Origin of the sequence: Skermanella stibiiresistens SB22 (assembly GCF_000576635.1) — a bacterium.
Classification (GTDB): Bacteria; Pseudomonadota; Alphaproteobacteria; order Azospirillales; family Azospirillaceae; genus Skermanella; species Skermanella stibiiresistens.
Map to the genome: position 1 here is coordinate 1 of NZ_AVFL01000058.1, position 20,077 is coordinate 20,077.

General features: G+C 63.3%; 22 protein-coding genes and 2 pseudogenes. 19 read left to right on the top strand and 5 right to left on the bottom strand.

Annotated elements, in window-relative coordinates; genetic code table 11:
* Positions 1 to 409: GAF domain-containing protein (locus tag N825_RS34080; protein WP_157619741.1), on the top strand; the 409-nt coding region annotated here is incomplete at its 5' end.
* A 194-nt stretch (positions 410 to 603) separates the two neighbouring features.
* Here the strand turns inward: N825_RS34080 and N825_RS34085 are convergent.
* Positions 604 to 963, bottom strand: a pseudogene (locus tag N825_RS34085) (IS6 family transposase); the annotation flags it as partial.
* Positions 964 to 1,309: 346 nt separating this feature from the next.
* On the bottom strand, positions 1,310 to 2,230 hold the full coding sequence (locus N825_RS34090; RefSeq protein ID WP_037461520.1) for a LysR family transcriptional regulator: 921 nt from the start codon (positions 2,228 to 2,230) through the stop codon (positions 1,310 to 1,312).
* On the opposite strand from N825_RS34090, the gene N825_RS34095 reads away from it, so the two are divergent.
* The 16 genes and pseudogenes from N825_RS34095 to N825_RS38385 form a co-directional block, all read left to right on the top strand.
* Positions 2,216 to 3,493 (top strand): muconate/chloromuconate family cycloisomerase, encoded by a 1,278-nt coding sequence (locus tag N825_RS34095; RefSeq protein ID WP_281174399.1) that lies wholly within the window; start codon positions 2,216 to 2,218, stop codon positions 3,491 to 3,493. The genes N825_RS34090 and N825_RS34095 overlap by 15 nt on opposite strands.
* Before the next feature lie 15 nt (positions 3,494 to 3,508).
* Entirely contained in the window at positions 3,509 to 3,799 is a 291-nt protein-coding gene (gene catC / locus N825_RS34100) for a muconolactone Delta-isomerase (RefSeq protein WP_037461525.1), read from the top strand.
* A 51-nt stretch (positions 3,800 to 3,850) separates the two neighbouring features.
* Entirely contained in the window at positions 3,851 to 4,765 is a 915-nt protein-coding gene (gene catA / locus N825_RS34105; protein ID WP_037461528.1) for a catechol 1,2-dioxygenase, read from the top strand.
* 80 nt (positions 4,766 to 4,845) lie between these two features.
* A complete protein-coding gene (benA, locus tag N825_RS34110; RefSeq protein ID WP_198039050.1) occupies positions 4,846 to 6,234 on the top strand; it encodes a benzoate 1,2-dioxygenase large subunit in 1,389 nt (462 codons plus the stop codon).
* A 1-nt stretch (position 6,235) separates the two neighbouring features.
* Positions 6,236 to 6,727 carry a benzoate 1,2-dioxygenase small subunit gene (gene benB / locus N825_RS34115; RefSeq protein WP_037461532.1) on the top strand — a complete coding sequence of 164 codons (492 nt, stop codon included), beginning with the start codon at positions 6,236 to 6,238 and terminating at the stop codon, positions 6,725 to 6,727.
* Between the two features lie 40 nt (positions 6,728 to 6,767).
* The gene (gene benC / locus N825_RS34120) at positions 6,768 to 7,787 is read left to right on the top strand and encodes a benzoate 1,2-dioxygenase electron transfer component BenC (RefSeq protein WP_037461561.1); all 1,020 of its coding nucleotides are present in this window, start codon (positions 6,768 to 6,770) and stop codon (positions 7,785 to 7,787) included.
* The gene (locus N825_RS34125) at positions 7,784 to 8,581 is read left to right on the top strand and encodes a 1,6-dihydroxycyclohexa-2,4-diene-1-carboxylate dehydrogenase (RefSeq protein WP_037461533.1); all 798 of its coding nucleotides are present in this window, start codon (positions 7,784 to 7,786) and stop codon (positions 8,579 to 8,581) included. Before benC ends, N825_RS34125 begins: the two co-directional genes overlap by 4 nt.
* Before the next feature lie 128 nt (positions 8,582 to 8,709).
* On the top strand, positions 8,710 to 10,089 hold the full coding sequence (locus tag N825_RS34130; RefSeq protein WP_051514070.1) for an MFS transporter: 1,380 nt from the start codon (positions 8,710 to 8,712) through the stop codon (positions 10,087 to 10,089).
* Positions 10,090 to 10,170: 81 nt separating this feature from the next.
* Positions 10,171 to 10,998, top strand: coding sequence for a 3-oxoadipate:acetyl-CoA acetyltransferase (locus tag N825_RS34135; RefSeq protein WP_037461535.1), 828 nt, complete (start codon positions 10,171 to 10,173; stop codon positions 10,996 to 10,998).
* A gap of 54 nt (positions 10,999 to 11,052) precedes the next feature.
* Positions 11,053 to 11,847 carry a 3-oxoadipate enol-lactonase gene (pcaD, locus tag N825_RS34140; protein ID WP_037461539.1) on the top strand — a complete coding sequence of 265 codons (795 nt, stop codon included), beginning with the start codon at positions 11,053 to 11,055 and terminating at the stop codon, positions 11,845 to 11,847.
* 11 nt (positions 11,848 to 11,858) lie between these two features.
* Positions 11,859 to 12,074, top strand: a complete 216-nt coding sequence (locus N825_RS34145) for a benzoate/H(+) symporter BenE family transporter (RefSeq protein ID WP_198039051.1) — start codon at positions 11,859 to 11,861, stop codon at positions 12,072 to 12,074.
* Entirely contained in the window at positions 12,031 to 13,449 is a 1,419-nt protein-coding gene (locus N825_RS34150; RefSeq protein ID WP_211098444.1) for an amidohydrolase, read from the top strand. The genes N825_RS34145 and N825_RS34150 overlap by 44 nt, the downstream gene beginning before the upstream one ends.
* Positions 13,370 to 13,804 (top strand): (2Fe-2S)-binding protein, encoded by a 435-nt coding sequence (locus N825_RS40645; protein WP_245613317.1) that lies wholly within the window; start codon positions 13,370 to 13,372, stop codon positions 13,802 to 13,804. Before N825_RS34150 ends, N825_RS40645 begins: the two co-directional genes overlap by 80 nt.
* Positions 13,805 to 13,900: 96 nt before the next feature.
* Positions 13,901 to 14,788, top strand: a complete 888-nt coding sequence (locus N825_RS34155; RefSeq protein WP_281174400.1) for an IS5 family transposase — start codon at positions 13,901 to 13,903, stop codon at positions 14,786 to 14,788.
* A gap of 106 nt (positions 14,789 to 14,894) precedes the next feature.
* Positions 14,895 to 15,077 carry a Rossmann-fold NAD(P)-binding domain-containing protein gene (locus tag N825_RS34160; protein ID WP_037461545.1) on the top strand — a complete coding sequence of 61 codons (183 nt, stop codon included), beginning with the start codon at positions 14,895 to 14,897 and terminating at the stop codon, positions 15,075 to 15,077.
* 64 nt (positions 15,078 to 15,141) lie between these two features.
* Positions 15,142 to 15,966 (top strand): annotated as a pseudogene (locus tag N825_RS38385) (transposase); the annotation flags it as partial.
* Positions 15,967 to 16,053: 87 nt separating this feature from the next.
* Here the strand turns inward: N825_RS38385 and N825_RS34175 are convergent.
* A complete protein-coding gene (locus N825_RS34175; RefSeq protein ID WP_037461553.1) occupies positions 16,054 to 16,953 on the bottom strand; it encodes a LysR family transcriptional regulator in 900 nt (299 codons plus the stop codon).
* A 112-nt stretch (positions 16,954 to 17,065) separates the two neighbouring features.
* On the opposite strand from N825_RS34175, the gene N825_RS34180 reads away from it, so the two are divergent.
* The gene (locus N825_RS34180) at positions 17,066 to 18,169 is read left to right on the top strand and encodes an aldo/keto reductase (RefSeq protein WP_037461556.1); all 1,104 of its coding nucleotides are present in this window, start codon (positions 17,066 to 17,068) and stop codon (positions 18,167 to 18,169) included.
* Positions 18,170 to 18,287: 118 nt separating this feature from the next.
* Here N825_RS34180 and N825_RS37360 read toward each other — a convergent pair whose 3' ends face one another.
* Positions 18,288 to 18,752 (bottom strand): transposase, encoded by a 465-nt coding sequence (locus tag N825_RS37360; RefSeq protein WP_084165342.1) that lies wholly within the window; start codon positions 18,750 to 18,752, stop codon positions 18,288 to 18,290.
* Between the two features lie 12 nt (positions 18,753 to 18,764).
* On the opposite strand from N825_RS37360, the gene N825_RS39465 reads away from it, so the two are divergent.
* On the top strand, positions 18,765 to 19,148 hold the full coding sequence (locus N825_RS39465; RefSeq protein ID WP_157619742.1) for a hypothetical protein: 384 nt from the start codon (positions 18,765 to 18,767) through the stop codon (positions 19,146 to 19,148).
* Between the two features lie 163 nt (positions 19,149 to 19,311).
* On the opposite strand, the gene N825_RS38390 is transcribed toward N825_RS39465, so the two are convergent.
* Positions 19,312 to 20,004, bottom strand: a complete 693-nt coding sequence (locus N825_RS38390) for a substrate binding domain-containing protein (protein WP_084165344.1) — start codon at positions 20,002 to 20,004, stop codon at positions 19,312 to 19,314.
* Between the last annotated feature and the right edge of the window lie 73 nt (positions 20,005 to 20,077).

Here is a 20,077-nt window from a genome sequence, read left to right on the forward strand (position 1 = left end):
ACTTGTGGAATTCGCCCGTCAGCGCTTCATGGTTCCAACCGCCTTCATTTCCCTGGTCGCTGAAATTCGCCAATGGTTCAAGGCCAAGGCTGGCTTGGATGTTGGGGAGACGTCGCGCGAGCATGCCTTCTGCGACCATACCATCCAGCAGCGGCAGGTTCTCGTGGTCGAGGATGCGCATTTCGATCCGCGGTTCGTGAACAACCTCTTGGTCATCGGTCCGCCCAGGATCCGCTTCTACGCCGGTGCGCCCCTGATCTACAAACAACAGGCGATCGGCTCCTTCTGCATCATCGATGAAATTCCAAGACAGTTTCCGGAGGCCGACCAGAGGGATCTGGTTGTCCTCGCCAAGGCGACGGTCGCCGAGTTGGAGATGAGCCGGGCGAGGCGCTTTCTGTTGCCATAGGCGTGACGCTGCTCGTGTATGGAGGCCGACGAGCACCGATTTCTCCCTGGTTCGGTGATCTTCAAGTGGCGCGGACGGAGTCTGGGCGTCCGAGGTCGAGCATTCGGTTGATGACGGTGACGGCGATCAGGGTTTCAACCTTCTGCGTTGGCCGGCCAGGGAGCGCAAGGTCAATCCGCAGCATAGCGCGAACCTTTCAGTAGCTTCATGACGATGTGCTTGGCCGCTTTGGCGCCGCGCCGGCTCTGGACGAGCGCGTCAAGCAAGAAGCCGTCCCGGTCGACTGCCCGCCACAGGTAGTGCCTCTTGCCGGCAATAGTCAGGACAACCTCGTCGAGGTGCCACTTGTCGCCTCGGCGTGGGGCCCGCCGACGCAACTGATTCGCGGTGCTGCGGCCGAACTTCAGGGCCCACTGCCGCACCGCTTGGTGGCTGACGGTGATCCCGTGGGCCGCGCGCATCTCCTCCACCATCCGCAGGCTCAAGGGGAACCGGAATTAGAGCCACACCGCCATCGCGATGACCGACCTCGGCGGGAAAGCGGTAACCGGCATAGCGGCGATCACGAGGCGTCGTCATGGTGTTCTATAACCCGACACGACCACTCCCGCCAGCTCGTCCGCCGCCAACTTGACGGTGCCCCAGCATCTCCTCGACGACACTTGAGCTTAGCGGAAAACGAAGATAACGGCGAACCGCATAGCTGATCAATTCAGCAGGGAACTGGTAGCGGACGTAGGAAATAGCAGGGATCGTCGTCAACGCCGTCCCATATTCGCCAACTACCCGCCTCTGCAAGTCCCAGCACCTGAGTTGACGGTGCCAATGTTACCTTTGGGTCTCCGCGCACCATGGCGGCGAGACGTCTGCGAACAGGTTCTGAAGCACACAATGGATAATTCACGTATCCAGTCCCTCAGGTATCTGCCATCCCCATTCCGCATACGCTTCCATGATCACTCTCGACATAACGGCCAGTTCCGGTGACTGATCGTTGACACGACGGCTCATGATGATCGGCGACGTGATGTTTTGTTCAGAAAGTTCACGGTAGACGATGTCATCCCGGCGCAGGCGCTGCACCGAAGTCGGCACGATGCAGATGCCAACTTCCGCCGCGACCAAGCCGATCGCCGTCTGCAACTCGCGGGCTTCATGGGCGATGTTCGGCTCCAGACCCCGATCGCGGAAGATCGAGATCACTTGATCCGCGTAGCTCGGGCGCGGCACCCGTGGGTACAGGATCAGCGGTTCGCCCGCCAGCTCGGTGAAGTTCAGCGGCCCTTCCCGCTCCAGAAGCGGGTGGCTCAGCGGCAGGGCGACCACCAGCCGTTCCTCACGCAGGACATCACGGCGCACCGCCGGGTCGTCAAGGCGTATGCGGCCGAACCCGACATCAATCCGGCCTTCCTTCAGGGCCGCGATCTGTTCCAGGCTGACCATCTCGACGAGGCTGACATCGAGCCCCGGCGTTTTCGCGCGGAAACGTCGGATCAGGTTCGGCAGTGCCGCGTAGATGGTCGAGGCGACGAAGCCGATGACGAAGCGTGGGCGCTCCGCTTCGCGGAAGCGCTTCATCATGGTTCGCAGGTCGTCGAAGCGCTCGAGGACCTGGGCCGCGTGCTCGTATAGCAGGCGGCCGGCTTCCGTCAGGCGAAGCGGGCGGCTGTCCCGGTCGAACAAAACCATGCCGACCTCCTCCTCAAGCTGCTGGATCTGACGGCTCAGCGGCGGCTGGGCGATGTGCAGCTTCTCGGCGGCTCGGGTGAAATTCCGCTCCCGTGCGACGGTGACGAAGTAGCGGAGGTGGCGAATCTCCATTGCATACCTCCAGGGTATCGTTTCAGACAAACTTGGTATTTTTCTTTTCGACATACAAGGATTAACTATCGCTCACCAGGGAGAGCAAGGAACACCAAGGCAATGTTGAAAATCAATAACATAGATACTTTTCTGGTCGATCTTCCGACCATCAGGCCTCATGTATTGTCGATGGCGACGATGCACCGCCAGACCATCGTTATCGTTCGCATTCATTGCTCTGATGGTATCATCGGTATCGGTGAAGGAACGACGATCGGCGGCCTCAGCTACGGCGACGAGAGCCCGGAAAGCATCAAGCTCGCGATCGACACCTACTTCGAACCCATCCTCAAGATCAGCGATCCCTGCCGCGTCGGCCAGACCATGGCGAAGATCGGCCGCGTCGTCGTCGGCAACCATTTCGCCAAGTCGGCGGTCGAAACCGCCCTGCTCGACGCCATGGGCAAGCGTGTCGGCCTGCCGGTCTCCGAGTTGCTGGGCGGTCGCCACCGCGACGAACTGCCGGTCGCCTGGACGCTCGCCAGCGGCGACACCGACAAGGACATCGAAGAGGCGGAACGGGTGCTGGGCCTGCGCCGGCATAACATCTTTAAGCTGAAGATTGGCAAGCGCGCCATGGCCGACGATGTCGCCCATGTGGCGTCGATCAAGAAGGCGCTTGGCGATAAGGCGAGCGTGCGGGTCGATGTCAATCAGGCCTGGGACGAGGCCGCCGCTTCACGGGGATTGGCGATGCTTGAAGACGCCGGAGTGGATCTGGTCGAACAGCCGATCGCCAAGGCGAATCGCTCCGGACTGGCTCGGCTGGCAGCCCGCTTCATCATCCCGATCATGGCCGACGAAGCCCTGCATGGGCCGGACGACGCCTTCGACCTCGCCAGCCAGGCAGCGGCCGATGTGTTCGCGGTCAAGATCGCACAGTCCGGCGGGTTACAGGCGGCAGGCAGGGTCGGCGCCATCGCGGATGCCGCCGGCATCGGCCTTTACGGCGGCACGATGCTGGAGGCCGGTGTCGGCACGATCGCCTCGGCGCATCTGTTCGCGACGTTTCCGCAGCTTGCCTGGGGCACCGAACTCTTCGGTCCGCTGCTCCTGACCGAGGAAATCTTGACCGAACCACTCAGCTACAGCGACTTCGCCCTGAAGGTTCCGGACAAGCCCGGCCTTGGCGTCGAGCTGGACCCGGACCGCATCGACTTCTTCCGCCGCGACCGCGCCAAGACACGGACGCACAGCTTTCCGGCAGAAACTCAAGTCTGACAAGGATAAATGACAATGTTGTTCCGAGTCGAAATGGAAGTCCGCCTGCCGCACGACATGGCGCCCAGCGCCGCCGACGAACTGAAACGCGTCGAGCGCGACCGTGCGCAGCAGTTGATGCGGGACGGCAAGTGGCGTCACCTCTGGCGCGTCGTCGGCCACTACTCCAACACCAGCATCTTCGACGTGGCCAGCCATGACGAGATGCACGCGATCCTCACCTCGCTGCCGCTCTTCCCCTTCATGACCATGCAGGTGACGCCCCTGTGCCGCCACCCCTCGTCGATCCGGGAGGACGACGCCTAAAAGTCACAACCGGCCAACAAATCAATAATTCAAATCCAAGGGAGAGAAACCATGCAGAAAGAACAGATCAATCAGCTCGTCGATCGCATCACCGGCACGCAGATCAAGGAGCCCAATCAGCGGGTCAAGGCGATCGTCGACCGCATGCTGCTCGACCTCTTCAACGTCATCGATGACTTCGATGTTCAGCCGGAAGAGTTCTGGTCGGCGCTGGGCTATCTGACCGAACTTGGCCAGCGCAAGGAATATGCGCTGCTTTCGGCCGGTCTCGGCATCGACCATTACTTCGATGTCCGGCTCGACGAGAAGGAAGCCCAGGTCGGCATCGAGCCGGGCAGCACGCCGCGCACCATCGAAGGCCCGCTCTACGTCGCCGGAGCGCCGGTCTGCCAGGGCGAAGCCCGGCTGGACGACGGCACCGACAAGGGCGAGATCCTGTTCATGGACGGCCAGGTGACCGACACCCAGGGACGGCCTGTCGCCGGAGCGCTGGTCGAGGTCTGGCACGCCAATACGCTCGGCAACTACTCTTACTTCGACAAGTCCCAGAGCGACTTCAACCTGCGGCGCTCGATCGTCACCGACGCCGAGGGGCGCTACCGCTTCCGCAGCATCATGCCGTCCGGTTACGGCTGCCCGCCCGACGGGCCGACCCAGAAGCTGCTCGACCAGCTCGGCCGCCACGGCCAGCGCCCGGCGCATATCCACTTCTTCGTCTCGGCCCCCGGCTTCCGGACGCTCACGACGCAGATCAACATCCAGGGCGACAAGTACATCTACGAAGACTTCGCGTTCGCTACACGGGATGAACTGATCCCCGACGTGACGCACCACACCGACCAGTCAGCGATCCGCGACAAGGGCGTGGATGGTCCGTTCGCCGCGATCACCTTCAACTTCTCACTGCCGCATGCGGTCGAAGGCGTGCCCAGCACCCTGATCGATCGCCCTCGGGCCGCCGCCTGATCCTTTGCGACCATCCCTCCCCTCCATCGATGGAGCGGGAGGGGCCGATACCGAAAAACAAGATCAATAGAGGAAACACCATGGATACGCATCTCATGGAACGGCTCGACGCGTCCCTGGAATCGGCCATCGTCGATGACAAGGAAAACGGCCTCTACCGCTGCCGCCGCGATATCTTCACCGACCCAGAGCTGTTCGAGCTGGAGATGAAGCACATCTTCGAGGGCAACTGGATTTACTTGGCCCACGAAAGCCAGATCCCCAACAAGAACGATTATTTCACGACCCATATGGGGCGGCAGCCGATCTTCATCGCCCGCAACAAGAACAACGAACTGAACGCCTTCATCAACGCATGCAGCCATCGCGGCGCCATGCTGTGCCGCCACAAGCGGGCCAACAAGGCAACATATACTTGCCCGTTCCACGGCTGGACTTTCAATAATTCCGGCAAGCTGCTGAAGGTCAAGGACCCGGAGGGTGCGGCCTACCCCGAGCAGTTCAACAAGGACGGCTCCCACGACCTGATCAAGGTGCCCCGGTTCGAATCCTATCGCGGTTTCCTGTTCGGCAGCCTGAACCCTGACGTGCCGTCCCTCGCCGAGCATCTGGGCGAATCCGCCAAGATCATCGACCTGATCGTGGACCAGTCGCCGGACGGGCTGGAAGTGCTGCGCGGATCGTCGTCCTACATCTATGACGGCAACTGGAAGCTCCAGACCGAGAACGGCGCCGACGGCTATCACGTCAGCGCGGTCCACTGGAACTACGCCGCGACCACCAGCCGGCGCAAGACTGCGGTCAATGTAGACACGACCCGCGCCATGGATGCCGGCGGCTGGGCCAAGCAGGGGGGAGGCTTCTACTCCTTCGAGCACGGCCACCTGCTGCTGTGGACCCGCTGGTCGAACCCGGAGGATCGGCCGCTCTACGAGCGCCGCGACGAACTAGTCGCCGAGCATGGTCAGGCCAAGGCGGACTGGATGATCGGGATTTCGCGTAACCTATGCCTCTATCCCAACGTCTACCTGATGGACCAGTTCGGCTCGCAGATCCGCACCTACCGGCCGATCTCGGTCGATAAGACCGAAGTCACGATCTACTGCATCGCCCCGAAGAACGAGAGCGCCGAGGCGCGGGCGCAGCGCATCCGCCAGTACGAGGACTTCTTCAATGCCAGCGGCATGGCGACCCCCGACGACCTGGAGGAATTCCGCTCCTGTCAGATCGGCTACCTGGGCAAGGCGGCGCCGTGGAACGACCTGAGCCGGGGTGCGACCCATTGGGTCCAGGGTCCCGACCAGAACGCCAAAGTGATCGGCCTCCAGCCCGTGATGAGCGGCAAGCTGACCGAGGACGAGGGGCTGTTCGTCGTGCAGCACCAGTACTGGCAGGAAACCATGCGCCGTGCCCTGGAGTCCGAAGCTGGCGCCGAAGCATCCGCGAAAAAGTCCTCAAGGGGAGGCTGACATGACGATCACGTATGAAAACCTGCTGGCCTTCCTCTACCGCGAGGCACGCCTGCTCGACGACAAGCAATGGGAAGAGTGGCTGCAACTCTATGCGCCCGACGTCGAGTTCTGGATGCCGGCCTGGGACGACGACGGCACGCTGGTGACCAACCCGCAGCGCGAGGTCTCGCTGATCTGGTACGGCAACAAGGGCGGTCTTGAGGACCGGGTCTTCCGCATCAAGACGGAACGCTCCAGCGCCACCAGCCTGCCGGAGCCGCGCACCTCGCACAACATCAGCAATGTCGAGATCCTGGAACAACAGGATGGCGTCTGCAAGCTGCGCTTCAACTGGTTCACGCTGAACTTCAGGTACAAGCTGACCGACACCTATTTCGGAACGTCGTTCTACACGCTCGACACTTCGGGCGAACGGCCACTGATCAAGAACAAGAAGGTCGTGCTGAAGAACGACTACATCCATCACGTCATCGATATCTATCACATCTGATCAGCATTCATTTGGATGATGTGATCAGGGGGAGATGACCATGAGTTACAATATCGCGCTCAACTTCGAGGACGGGGTCACCCGCTTCATCGAAAGCAATGCCGGCGAAACGGTGGCCGATGCCGCTTACCGCCAGGGCATCAATATCCCGCTGGACTGCCGCGATGGCGCCTGCGGCACCTGCAAGAGCTTCTGCGAGTCCGGGCGGTACGACGGCGGCTCCTATATCGAGGACGCGTTGACCGACGAGGAAGCGGAAGAGGGCTACTGCCTGACCTGCCAGATGAAGCCGCAAACCGATCTGGTCCTGCGCATCGACGCCTCGTCCGAAGTGTGCAAGACCCAGGTCAGCGACTTCAAGTCCGAAGTGCTGGGGATCGAGCAACTGTCCGACAGCACGATCAGCCTGTCGCTCAAGGTCGAGGACGCCGGCCGCCTGCATTTCCTGCCGGGCCAGTATGTCAAGATCCAGGTGCCGGGCGAGCAGGACAGCCGTTCCTACTCGTTCAGCTCGCCGCCGGGCTCGGATGTCGCGACGTTCCTGATCCGCAATGTGCCGGGCGGGCTGATGAGCGGCTATCTGACTGAGCGGGCCAGGCCGGGCGACACGCTGACCCTCAAGGGGCCGCTGGGAAGCTTCTACCTGCGAGACACCAAGCGGCCAGTGCTGATGCTGGCGGGCGGCACGGGGCTGGCGCCCTTCCTGTCCATGCTGGGCAAGGTGGCGGAGACCGGCTGCGAACAGCCGATCCATCTGGTCTACGGCGTCACGACGGACGGCGATCTGGTCGAGGTCGAGACGATCGCCGAGTACGTCAAGAAGATCCCGAACTTCACCTTTGCCACCAGCGTCGCCGACAAGGGCAGCAACCATCCGCTCAAGGGGTACGTCACCCATCATCTTGAGGCCAAGCACCTCAACGCCGGCGATGTCGACGTCTATCTCTGCGGCCCGCCGCCAATGGTCGAGGCGGTCCGGACCTTCTTCCGGGATCAGGGAGTCAACCCGGTGAACTTCCACTACGAGAAGTTCACGCCGAGCGAAGTGGGTGTGTCATGACCGGGCATGGACAAGTCAAGGGGCGTTTCCAGGGCAAGGTCATGGTCGTCACCGGCGCCGCCCAGGGAATCGGGCGCACTGTGGCAGTGGGGGCAGTCCGCGAGGGCGCCTCCGTGGTGCTGGTGGACCGGGCGGAAATCGTCCACGAGGTTCGGGCGGAGATGGAGGGGATAGGTGCGCCAGCGCTGGCGGTGACGACGGACCTGGAGAACTATTCCGGAGCCGACAGCGCCATGGCGCAGGCGCTGGACCGGTTCGGCCGGATCGACATCCTGATCAACAATGTCGGCGGCACGATCTGGGCCAAGCCCTATGCCGAGTACCGCGAGCCGGAGATCGAGGCCGAGGTCCGTCGCTCGCTGTTCCCGACGCTGTGGTGCTGCCGAGCGGTGCTTCCCGCCATGCTCAAGCAGGGTGGCGGCGTGATCGTCAACGTCTCGTCGGTGGCGACGCGCGGCGTCAACCGCGTGCCCTATGCGGCCGCCAAGGGCGGCGTCAACGCCATCACCGCCTCGCTCGCCTTCGAGTATGCCGAGCACGGCATCCGCGTCGTCGGCACGGCCCCCGGCGGCACTGAGGCGCCGCCCCGGCGCATCCCGCGCAACCCGACCGCGCAGGACGAGCGGGAAAAGGTCTGGTACCAGGGCATCGTCGATCAGACTGTTTCGTCCAGCTTCATGAAGCGCTACGGCACGCTGGAGGAACAGGCGGCGCCGATCCTCTTCCTGGCGTCCGACGAGGCGTCCTACATCACCGGCACGATCCTGCCGGTCGCCGGCGGCGATCTGGGCTGAGACACGGAAACGACTGGATACGTCCAGAAACGATACTTCCCAAAGAATGAAGTGAAATCCGGCACGCCGCCGGAAACGCGCCGGCATGCCTGGCCGGAACCCAATAAACATGAACAGGGAGAGGAAAAATGGCGCTGACACGCACCATTGACGTCCAAGACTTCATGAATTCTCACAAGCTGTCGTCCTACCAGATCAGGATCATCGCGCTCTGCTTCCTGATCGTGGCGATCGACGGCTTCGACACGGCAGCCATCGGCTTTATCGCCCCGGCGCTGCGAGCGGAGTGGGGTGTTTCGGCGGCGCAACTGGCGCCGCTGTTCGGCGCCGGATTGTTCGGCCTGATGGTGGGCGCGTTCATCTTCGGTCCGCTGGCCGACAAGATCGGACGCAAGTATTCGCTGGTGCTGACCGTTCTGTTCTTCGGGGCCGCCAGTCTGGCTTCGGCGTGGTCGACCTCGATCACCGAGCTGACCATCCTGCGCTTCCTGACCGGCATGGGGCTGGGCGGCGCGATGCCCAACGCGATCACGCTGACTTCGGAATTCTGCCCGGAGAAGCGGCGGTCGTTCCTGACCACGCTGATGTTCTGCGGCTTCACGCTGGGTTCCGCCTTCGGCGGTCTGGCGGCGGCGCATCTGGTGGCCGCGTTCGGCTGGCAGTCGGTCCTGTTGCTCGGCGGCGTCCTGCCGATCGCCTTGGTCCCGGTATTGTGGCTGGCCCTGCCGGAATCGGTGCGTTTCCTGGTTCTCAAGAATGCTCCCGCTGAGCGGATCGCCGCCGTGCTCCACAAGATAGCCCCCGAAGCCGATCTCGACGGCGCTGTCTACACCGGCATCGCCAAGCCCAAGGGATCGCCCGTGCGGCAGTTGTTCCAGCCGGGGCTGGTACCAGGAACGCTGCTGATCTGGCTGACCTTCTTCATGAGCCTGCTGGTCTTCTATCTTCTGTCAAGCTGGCTGCCGACCGTCATCAGCAGCGCCGGCATGACGCTGAAGGAAGCATCCCTGATGGCGATGATGCTGCAACTCGGCGGGACGGCAGGGGCATTGCTGATCGGCGCGCTGATGGACAGGATCAACCCGCACACCGTACTCGGCTCCTTCTATGTCCTGGCCGCCTTGTTCATCGCCTTGATCGGGAGTGCGACGGCATCGCCCTGGCTGCTGTCCGCCGCCGTCTTCGGCGCCGGGTTCTGTCTGGCGGGATCGCAGGTCGGCGTCAATGCGCTGGCCGCCGGTTACTACCCGACCGCCAGCCGTGCGACCGGCGTCGCCTGGGCCAATGCGGTCGGCCGTAGCGGGTCGGTGCTGGGTTCGATGTTCGGCGGCGCCATCCTGGCCAGCGGCCTGGGCCTGCCGGTCGCCTTCGCGATCGTCGGCATCCCCGTGATCGTCGCCGGCTTGTCGATGTTCCTCAAGGGCCGGCTGGCGCCTCAGCCGACGCATCACACGGCGCCCGAGGCTACAGGCGTGATCGACACCGCAAAGCCCGCTTTCCAGCACTGAGACACCTGCCAGAGGGGAGTTCCGGGCGTCTTCAGGACGCCCGGAACTCCAAGGTTTCCAATCAGAAAACGGAGGAAAACCATGAGACCAGCCGTCATCACCGTCGCGATCACCGGATCGGTTCCGCGCAAGAAGGACAATCCGGCACTGCCGGTAACGGTGTCCGAGCAGATCGAGTCCACCCATGAAGCCTTCGAGGCCGGCGCTTCGCTCGTCCACATCCACGTCCGCAACCCGGACGAAAGCTCCTCGTCGGACCCTGCCCTGTTCGCCCAGGTTCAGGAGGGTATCCGCAAGCACTGCCCCGGCATGATCGTGCAGTTCTCGACCGGTGGCCGGGGCCGCGATCAGGCGGCGCGCGGCAGTGCCCTCTACCTGAAGCCCGATATGGCGTCGCTCTCGACCGGCTCGGTCAACTTCCCGACCATCGTCTACGAGAACTCGCCGGCCCTGGTGGTCGATCTGGCGACCCGCATGAAGGACAACGCCGTTCTGCCGGAGATCGAGGTCTTCGACCTGTCGCATCTCCACGGCGCCCGCCGGCTGGTCGATGCCGGGCTGATGAGCGACCGCCCGCATGTGCAGTTCGTCATGGGCGTCAAGAACGCCATGCCGGCCGAGGAACACCTGCTCGACATCCTACTGGCCGAGTTGAAGCGCGTCCTGCCGAACGCCACCTGGACAGCCGCCGGCATCGGCCGTCATCAAAGTCGGGTCATGCGCTGGGTTTTGGCACGCGGCGGTGACGGCGTCCGTACGGGGCTTGAGGACAACATCCGCATCAGCAAGGACCGTCTGGCCAGCGGCAACGCCGAACTGGTCAAGGTGGCGGTCGATCTCTGCGCCGGGTACGACGTCCGCCCGGCGACGCCTGCGGAAGCCCGGTCGCTTCTGGGGCTAGCAGCCTGACGGGCGGGGAAAACGTCCCGATGCCCCGCAATCACACCTGAGAAAGGTGGCTCCATGCCTTCGATCACCGTCAACGACGTCGATCTGTACTATGAGCTGACCGGTCCCCAAGGGACGCCTGTCGTGGCATTTTCCAACTCAATCGGCACCACGCTGGAAATGTGGGATGCGCAGGCGGAGGCGCTGTCCGCGCACTATCGCTGCCTGCGCTACGACACCCGTGGTCACGGCCGGTCGTCGGTCGCCGACCGTCCGGCCCGCATCGCCGATCTCGCCGACGATCTGGCTGGTCTGCTCGATGCTCTCGGGCTGCCGAAAGCTCATATCGTCGGCCTGTCGCTCGGCGGCATGACGGCGCAGGCCTTTGCGTTACGCTATCCCGACAGGATCACGAGCCTCACCCTGATGGCGACCGCCGCTTATCTGCCGCCTGCAGAAGGCTGGGAGCTGCGGGCCGTGACGGTCTGCCGGGACGGCATGGCGGCAATCGGCGACGCCGTCATTTCCCGCTGGTTCACGCCATCATACCCGCAAGCCTCCCCGGAGAAGGTGGCGTGGGTACGCGACCGCTTCCTGCGAATGGACCCGCGCGGCTATGCGGTCTGCTGTCGGGTCATACGGGACATGGACCTGCGGCAGGATATAGGATCGATCGTGGCGCCGACGCTGGTGATCGCCGGAGCCGACGATCCGGCGACGCCGGTCGCCATGATGGAGGACATCCGCGCCAGCATCGCCGGCTCGGAACTCGTGATTCTGCCGCGTGCGGCACATCTCCTGGCGATCGAGCAGGCCGGCCGCGTCAACCGGCATCTGCTCAGCTTCCTGAGCGGCTCAGTCTCGGCGTAGGGAACATGGTTATGCAGAAAGCCGTCGCCGAAATCGGGAAAGCCGTAAGCCATCAAACACGCTCTGCCGCAAACGTCACGGCGGAGGTGCGCGAGGAGGATCATCGCGAGGCCTCGATCATTACCTTCCTGTCGACCGCTTCGGGCATAATCTCCCTGGGTCTGGGCTCCGTCTTATGGGGAGTTGTCATGGGCGGCTTTGCTTATCTGGTGCTCAATAAAGCTTAACGTCGTCAAGCATCACGAGCGAAAAGGAAACTCCAACATGCGTTTTTCGCGGTACGTCTCAACCTTTGTTCTCGCGGCGACGGTGTCGATAGCCTGCCCGCACGACGGGAAGGCGGATGCTCTCGCCCTGGAGACAGCGGTCAGGGAAAAGTCCGCTTCAATCGAAGGCAAGCTGATCGCCTGGCGCCGGGACATCCATCAGCATCCCGAACTCGGCGATCAGGAGACAAGGACGTCGGGTCTCGTCGCCGATCACCTTCGAAGCCTCGGGCTGGAGGTGCGGACCGGCGTCGCCCGGACCGGCGTGGTCGCGGTGCTGAAAGGATCGAAGCCCGGCCCGACCGTGGCCCTGCGTGCCGACATGGACGCCCTGCCCGTCAAGGAGCCGAAAGGCCTGCCCTTCGCCTCCGAGGCCAAGTCCAAGCACCTAGGCAATGAGGTCGATGTCATGCACGCCTGCGGGCACGACACCCATACCGCCATGCTGATGGCGACGGCCGAGGTGCTGACAAATCTCAAGGACCAGCTTCCCGGCACCGTGCAGTTCATCTTTCAGCCGGCCGAAGAAGGTTCCAGCCTGTACTCGTCGTCTTCTGGCGAAAGCTCGGGCGCCGAGCTGATGGTGAAGGAAGGGGTGTTCGCCGAAAACAGGCCGGATGCTGTTTTCGGTCTGCACGTCATGCCAGGAAAGTCGGGCGAGATCGCCTACCGCGCCGGTGCGACCCTGGCCAGCAGCGATGGGCTTGAGATCAAGGTGACCGGCAAGCAAGGGCATGGCGGCATGCCGTGGCACACGATCGACCCGATCACGGCCTCGGCGCAGATCGTCAATGGCCTTCAGACCATCGTCAGCCGCAGGATCGATCTGACCGCCTCCCCGGCCGTGGTCACGATCGGCACCATCAATGGCGGCACCCGCGCCAACATCGTGCCTGAATCGGTCGAGATGACAGGCACGATCCGGACCTACGACGAAGCGATCCGCAGTCAGATCCACCGCGATATCACCAACATCGCCGGGAAGATCGCCGAGAGCGCCGACGCCAATGCTGCGGTTTCGATCAGCCGTGGCTACGACACCACCGTCAACGACGAAGCCCTTACGGAGCGCATGCTGCCGGTGCTGGAGCGCGCGGCCGATGGGCGGGTCCGCCGTTCTCTACCGGTCGGCGCGTCCGAGGATTTTTCGGTCTTCGCGCAGCAGGCGCCCGGCCTTTTCGTTTTCCTGGGCGTAACGCCCGAGGGTCAAGACCCCGCGAAAGCCGCCCCCAACCATAGTCCCAACTTCTTCGTCGATGAGGGGGCACTGGTGGTCGGCGTTCGGACCATGGCTTCGCTGGCCGTCAACTATCTCGCCACGTGGTCCGGAAAATGACGGAGTGTCCATACTGATAGGACATGAGCTAAAACATAAACGGTATTTTCAGATTTCATGCAAATCCTGGCAATCCATCGTCAATAGAAAACGATTTTTGAAACGCGAGAACTCATGTGGAGATAGAACAGTGTACGTCTGTATCTGCAATGCTTTCACGGAAAAGCAGGTTTGCGTAGCGCTTAGCAATGGGATTTCGTCGCCGGCTGACGTGTTCCGTCATCTCGGCTGTGCCCCCAAGTGCGGTAAATGCGTGCCTACCGTGCGTTGCATGGTAGAACATAACGACGATCTTCTGGTCGCGCCGACGTATCAAGGCCACAATCAGCATGACGAATTGCAGGTCGTCGCATAGGTCTCGTCAAGTCACATTGGTGCACGAATGCTGCGATTGCCTAGGCTGCCTGGGCTCTGTATGGAGGCTGCCTCTTCCTGATCGCCCTGCCCGAGCATGCCGCACAAATACAATGCCGACCGTCGCGACCGGATCCCGAGTGCCCGCTACAAAGTGACGAACTGGCAGGCTTATGAAGCTGGGCTTCGCCAAGGGGAGTCGTTGACGATCTGGTTCACGGACGAGGCGGTCGCGGCTTGGCGAGCAGCCCCTCGGATCACAGAAGGCGGTCAGGCGCGCTACTCGGACTTGGTGATCGAGACGTCGTTGATCCTGCGGGCGGTGTTCCACCAGCCGCCGCGCCAGACCGAGGGACTGGTCGGTTCCTTGCTCGAGCTGATCGGGTTTGATCTGCCGGTGCCGGATCACACCACCTTGAGCCGACGATCCAGGACACTGGCAATGGCTCCTCAGGCCCGGATGGTGAGCGGGCCGTTGCACCTGCTGGTCGACAGTACCGGAGTGAAGCTCAGCGGGCCGGGCGAATGGCTGGTCGAGAAGCATGGCACCCAGCGCCGCCGGGCCCGGCGCAAGCTGCACCTTGCCGTGGATGCGAAGACCGGCACGATCGTGGCCTCGACCCCGACCAGCAAGGAGGTCGACGATGCCGCCGAACTCGGCCCGCCGCTCGACCAGATCGACGAGCCGCTCGCCGCGGTCATCTCCGATGGCGCCCACGACCAGGACCGGGTTCACGATGATGTGGCCGGACATTCCGCGGAAGCAGTGGTTGTCGTGCCGCCGCGCTCGACGGCCGTGCCCAGCCCATCGGCCGAAAAACAACCCGACCCGGCGCGATCGCCATATGCGGGCCATTACCGAGCGGGGCCGAATGGGCTGGCAAAAACCTCGGGCTACAATGCGAGGGCTTTGGTCGAGGGTACGATGAGTCGATACAAGCGCATCATCGGCGACACCTTGCGCCCGCACACCCGCCCGGCCTAGGAGGTCGAAGCCCGTATCGCCGTCAACGTTCTCAACCGCATGTTCGACCAAGGACGCCCGAACTCCGTCCGCGCCGCCTGATGATCAACGAACCAAGGAGAAATCCGTGCTCGTCGGCCGCCATGCACCAGAGCCCCGGGCGAGCAAGGCCGCCATGAACTCGCTCACTCGTGGCTTCGCCGCCACCGACGTCGGCGGACACAACCTCACGGTGCTGACGATGCAGCCTGGTTGGGTGCGCAAAGCGATGGGCGGCGACCAGGCCCCCCTCAGCGCAACGCCTTCCTGACGCGTTCCATCGAGGGACCGCGCATCGATCAAATCGTTAAGCGATAGCGAAGCTGTCGTAGCTGTGGCCCTATCTCTGGATCGACGCCACCTACATCAAGGTCCGTCAGAACGGGCGCATCGTCTCGGCCACCGTGACCATCGCGGTGGCGGTGAACACCGATGGCAGGCGCGAGGTGCTGGGCATGGATATGGGCTGTTCCGAGGCCGACACCTTCTGGCTGGATTTCCCGCGCAAGCTCAAACGCCGGGACCTCTCGGGTGTGAAACTCGTGGTCTCGGACACCGACGAGGGCATCAAGGCCGCCGTCTCCAAAGTCATCCGCGCCACATGGCAGGGATGCCGCATCCAATTGGCTTCGCCGCGCCTACGTCGTCATGCGCAACATCCTCACCCACGCTGGCAAGAGCGAACGCCGGGTCGTGACCGCCTTCGTCGGAACCGCCTGCGCCCAGGATGACGGGGCGGCCACCCGGGTCCAATGGCGACAGGTCGCTGACCAGATCCGTCGGAAGACGCCCAAACTGGCGGCCCTGCTGGACGAGGCCGAGCCGGATCTCCTGGCCTACATGACCTTCCCCAAGGAGCACAGGGTCAAGATCCACTCGACCAGCCCACGGGGGAACGGGGGCGGAGCCCCCGATGGGAACGATCGAGCGGCTCAATGGCGAGATCAAGCGCCGCATCGAGGTCGTCGGGTTTGGGGGCCCTCCGCCCCAAGCTTCCGAACGAGCCGGCCATCACCCGCCTCGTCGGCGCGGTCCTCCTCGAACAAAACGATGAATGGGTCGTCCAAAGAGCGCGTCACATGACGCTGGAGCCCGCAAGGGCCAGCGTAGCTAAACGATCGCGACATTCGGCGATGATGACACCATCATGCCGCCCATGACCGGCTCATGATCCGACAGACAAGACGACGAAGAGAGCTGCGGAACTGATCGCGCTGCCACACCACGTCTCGGCACAAGATTTCGGATCAAACTTTGGCGGGGTTCCGCATCGTCTCGACAAAGGCTTGAAACGCGGCGCTCGGCTGACGCCGATTGGGAAAGTAGAGATGGTTCGGCGGCAAGATCGGCGCCCACCCCGTCAAGACCTCGACCAACGACCCGGATGTCAGATGCTCCAGGACATGGGGAACGGGCAGGCATGCGACGCCCACGCCGCCCACGGCGGCGTCCCGCATGACGTCGACGTCGTTCGTCACGAACGAACCGGGGACGAGCTGTTGGAGGATCCGCTCGCCCGACACGAACTCCCAAACGTGCATCGTTCCAGCGGAAGTATAGCGGTAGCAGATGCAACGATGCCGGCCCAGCTCGTCCGGTGCCTTCGGTGCGGCACGCGATGCCAGATAGGAAGGGGCTGCAACGAACGCGAGCGGCACGGGACCGCTGATGCGTACCGAGATCATGTCGCGCTGGAGTTGACCCTCGTGCCGCACACCGCAGTCGAAACGCTCGGCGACGATGTCCACGAGCCCGTCGTTGACAATGAGTTCGACCGTGACGTCGGGGCACTGATCGGCAAAGGCGGCCAATCGCGGAAGGACGACATGGACGGCCGCCATGCGGTGGGCGTTGACCCGGATGCGTCCGGCGGGGCGGAGGCGTCCGGCATCGAGCGCCCCCAAGGCGCTCTCGACGCAAGCCAACGCGGGACGGAGTTGCAGGAGGAGGTTCCCGCCCGCCTCGGTCGGGGCCAGCGACCGCGTCGTTCGGTCGAGGAGGCGGATGCCAACCTTGGCTTCAAGGGCGCGCATCGCGTGGCTCAGCGCGGAGGGTGAGAGGCCCATCCTTGTCGCCGCCTTCGCGAAACTCCCCGCCTCCACGATCTCGGCGAAGACGGCGAGTCCGGACCAAAGATCCCGGTCCATTCATGAATTTCCTTCAGCAACCCATGCACCGACCACAACCTAATCCGAAGGGCGTGGCCGATACATCTTCATGTTTGAACCACGACCGATCTCAGAAGGAGCGCCAAGCGCCATGAACCTTCAGACCTATCGCCCCCTTGGTGTCTCCGGACTGCTCGTCAGCCCACTGGCCCTCGGCACCATGACCTTCGGCACGTCCCGGTGGGGTATGGACGACGACTGTAGCCGAGCCGTGTTCGACCGCTACGTCGATCTCGGTGGCAACTTCATCGACACGGCCGACGCCTATTCCGGCGGTCGTTCGGAGGAGATGGTCGGCAAGTTCGTCGCCGAAGGCGGCTTGCGGGACGGCGTGGTGATCGCGACGAAGTCCGGCTTCTCCACGGGCCGGGGCTACCATGAGGGCGGCAATGGATCTCGGCACCTCCACGCCTCGGTAGAGGCTTCGCTGAAGCGTCTCCGGACGGACTTCATCGACCTGTACTGGATCCACATCTGGGACGGCGTCACACCTGCCGAGGAAATGGTTGAGACCATGGCCGGTCTCGTCCGGTCCGGCAAGATCCGCTATTGGGGCCTGTCGAACACGCCGGCCTGGTATGCCGCCCAAGTCGCCACCATCACAAGACTGCGCGGTCTCCCCGCTCCCGTGGGTCTCCAGTACTTCTACTCGCTGGTGGAGCGCGGCGTCGAAGCCGAGCACCTGCCACTCGGTCGCACGGCGGGCATGGGCCTTGTGCCATGGAGCCCCCTCGCCTATGGCCTGCTGACCGGGAAGTACGACCGGGCAACAGTCGAGGCGGGCGGCACACGCGAGGGTGGCGTGCCGAACCGGGGCGCCGCCGCGAGCGATGCGCGCGCGGACGGCGACAAGCGCCTCGACGGTGACAACCCTTTCGGTGACACCCTCTTCACCGACCGCAACTGGCACATCGTCGACATCCTGAAACGCGTGGCCAACGAGGCCGGCCAGTCGGCGGCCCGCGTCGCGCTGGCTTGGGTGGTCGGGAGACCGGGCGTCGCTTCGACACTCATGGGCGTCAGTCGTCCCGAACAGGTCGGCGAAAATGTCGGTGCCCTCGACGTGACCCTCTCGCCGGAACATGAAACACTGCTGGAGGAAGCGACCGGCGGGGCGGAGGGATTCCTCCACGGGCTATTCAAACCCTCCGTCCGCAACCAAGTCGTCTTCAGCGGCGCGGACGTACGAACGTGAGCAATGTCCCACAAGTCAGAGTCTGTTTGTAGACGTCAGGCGCTGATTTGCTGGGTCGCAAGGGGCACCAACCGGCGAGACAGGATGGAGAGGCACTGTCAGACGCTGTTCGTAGGCGTCAGGCACTGCCCCCCTCGATTACCAGGCGCCTCAGGCGCCTGGAGAGGATGGAAACGAAGGCGAGCTCGATGAAAGCGACGAGGTACTCCTTCGTCCGCTCGAAAATCGTTTTCAACCGACGGTAATTGGAAATCCAGGCGAAGGAGCGCTCCACCACCCAGCAGATGCCGGTCGGAATGAACACACCATCACGGCCGCGAGCGACGGCCTTGACGGTGACGCCGAGCTCCCAACCCGCCTTGGCCAGACGCTTGCCCCGGTAGCCGAGATCTCCCAGCGCCGATCCCCGGAAACCTTTGCTGGAGAGTTCGCGGAGCACCGGGATGATCCCTTTCATATCATGCACGTTGGCTGGCGAGACGTCGATCGCCTGCGGGATGCCGTACTTGTCGACGCCCAGGTGAACCTTGACGCCGTTGATCTTCTTGCCGCCGTCGAAGCCGCGCCCGAAGCCGACCTGCAGGAACGGCTGTCAATGACGACAGCCGTCGGCTCCGCGGCATCACCGCAGGCCAGCCGCCAGGTTCGGCGCAGCCGGTCGAGCAGACGGCGCCACAGCCCGAGCCGGGTCCAGCAAGAGAACAGGGTGAACAGCGTGCTGAACGGGATGTCGCATAGCTGCCCAATGGCGCGCCACTGCCTGCCGCGGAAGCACGGACACCAGAGCGCCATGATCGCCTTGCGCAACGCCGCTCCAGTCAACGGCGGCTTGGGCCCGGAGCGGGTCGACCGGGTACCATCCGCCGCCATGGCCGCGAGTTCCGCCAGCACCTCGTCCACAAAGGCGTCCCACGAGGCCGGAGAAGTCTTGGCGGTTTTGACGGCGGTACCCATATGCCGTTGGCTCGGCGACTGTTGACGACGGCTCTCGACATAGCCCGTCAACCTCCCGCGCGTCGGCCCGATTTCAGCTCAAAGTCACACCCCGGTCAGCACAGGGCGACACGCCCCGTCTGCGAACAGACTCTAAACCCGATGCTGCTCCCTGGTCCGTCGTCAAACTGTTGCTGCGGCGCGGATACTCAGGGCGTGGGCGATAAATTCTTGAGCCGTGCTCGCACATACGTCTTGAAGGCATCGATCGTCGGCGATCGGTGCGCATCGATCGGTGTATAGAGATAGCCGGGCCAGCGCAGAAAATTCCATTCAGGAAGTATCTCCACCAAGCGCCCTGCCCGTAAATGCTCGTCGGCGACGACATCGAGCAGCCGCACAATCCCATAGTCGTCGAGCGCTGCAGCGACGAGCGACGGCGCATCATTCAAAGTCAGACCGCAATCGGCCACAATCGGCCGATGCTCATCGGCGGCATTGACGAAATTCCATACATGCGGCTTGCCGGTCACGTCATCGATCATGCGGATGCACCGATGATGACCCAAGAGGTCATCGGGTTCTCTGGGCGCGCCGAACCTGTCGAGATAGCCGGGGCTCGTGCATGTCACGACGCGACTCTGAACCAGAAGCTGTTTGTCGAGGTCGCGAGATTCGGGTGTGCCAAACCTAAGTGCTACGTCGAAGCCCTCAATCAGCATGTTGTCGATCCGGTCGCGCACCAAAAGGTCGAGTTTGACGCGCGGATGCTCCTTCAGAAATCCGGGAATGATCGGAATAAGGAGAAAGGGGCCGAACGCGCCGTCCGTCGAGACCCGCAGTCGCCCGCGAATTTCAGCTGGCTTCGACGGCATTGCGATACGGCCCAGAGCCTCGAGCATCGGCGTCGCTCCTTCAAGAGGTTCTGTCAGATCTCAGGGCAGCTTGTTGGGAGCGGCGTTGCCGGATAGGTTC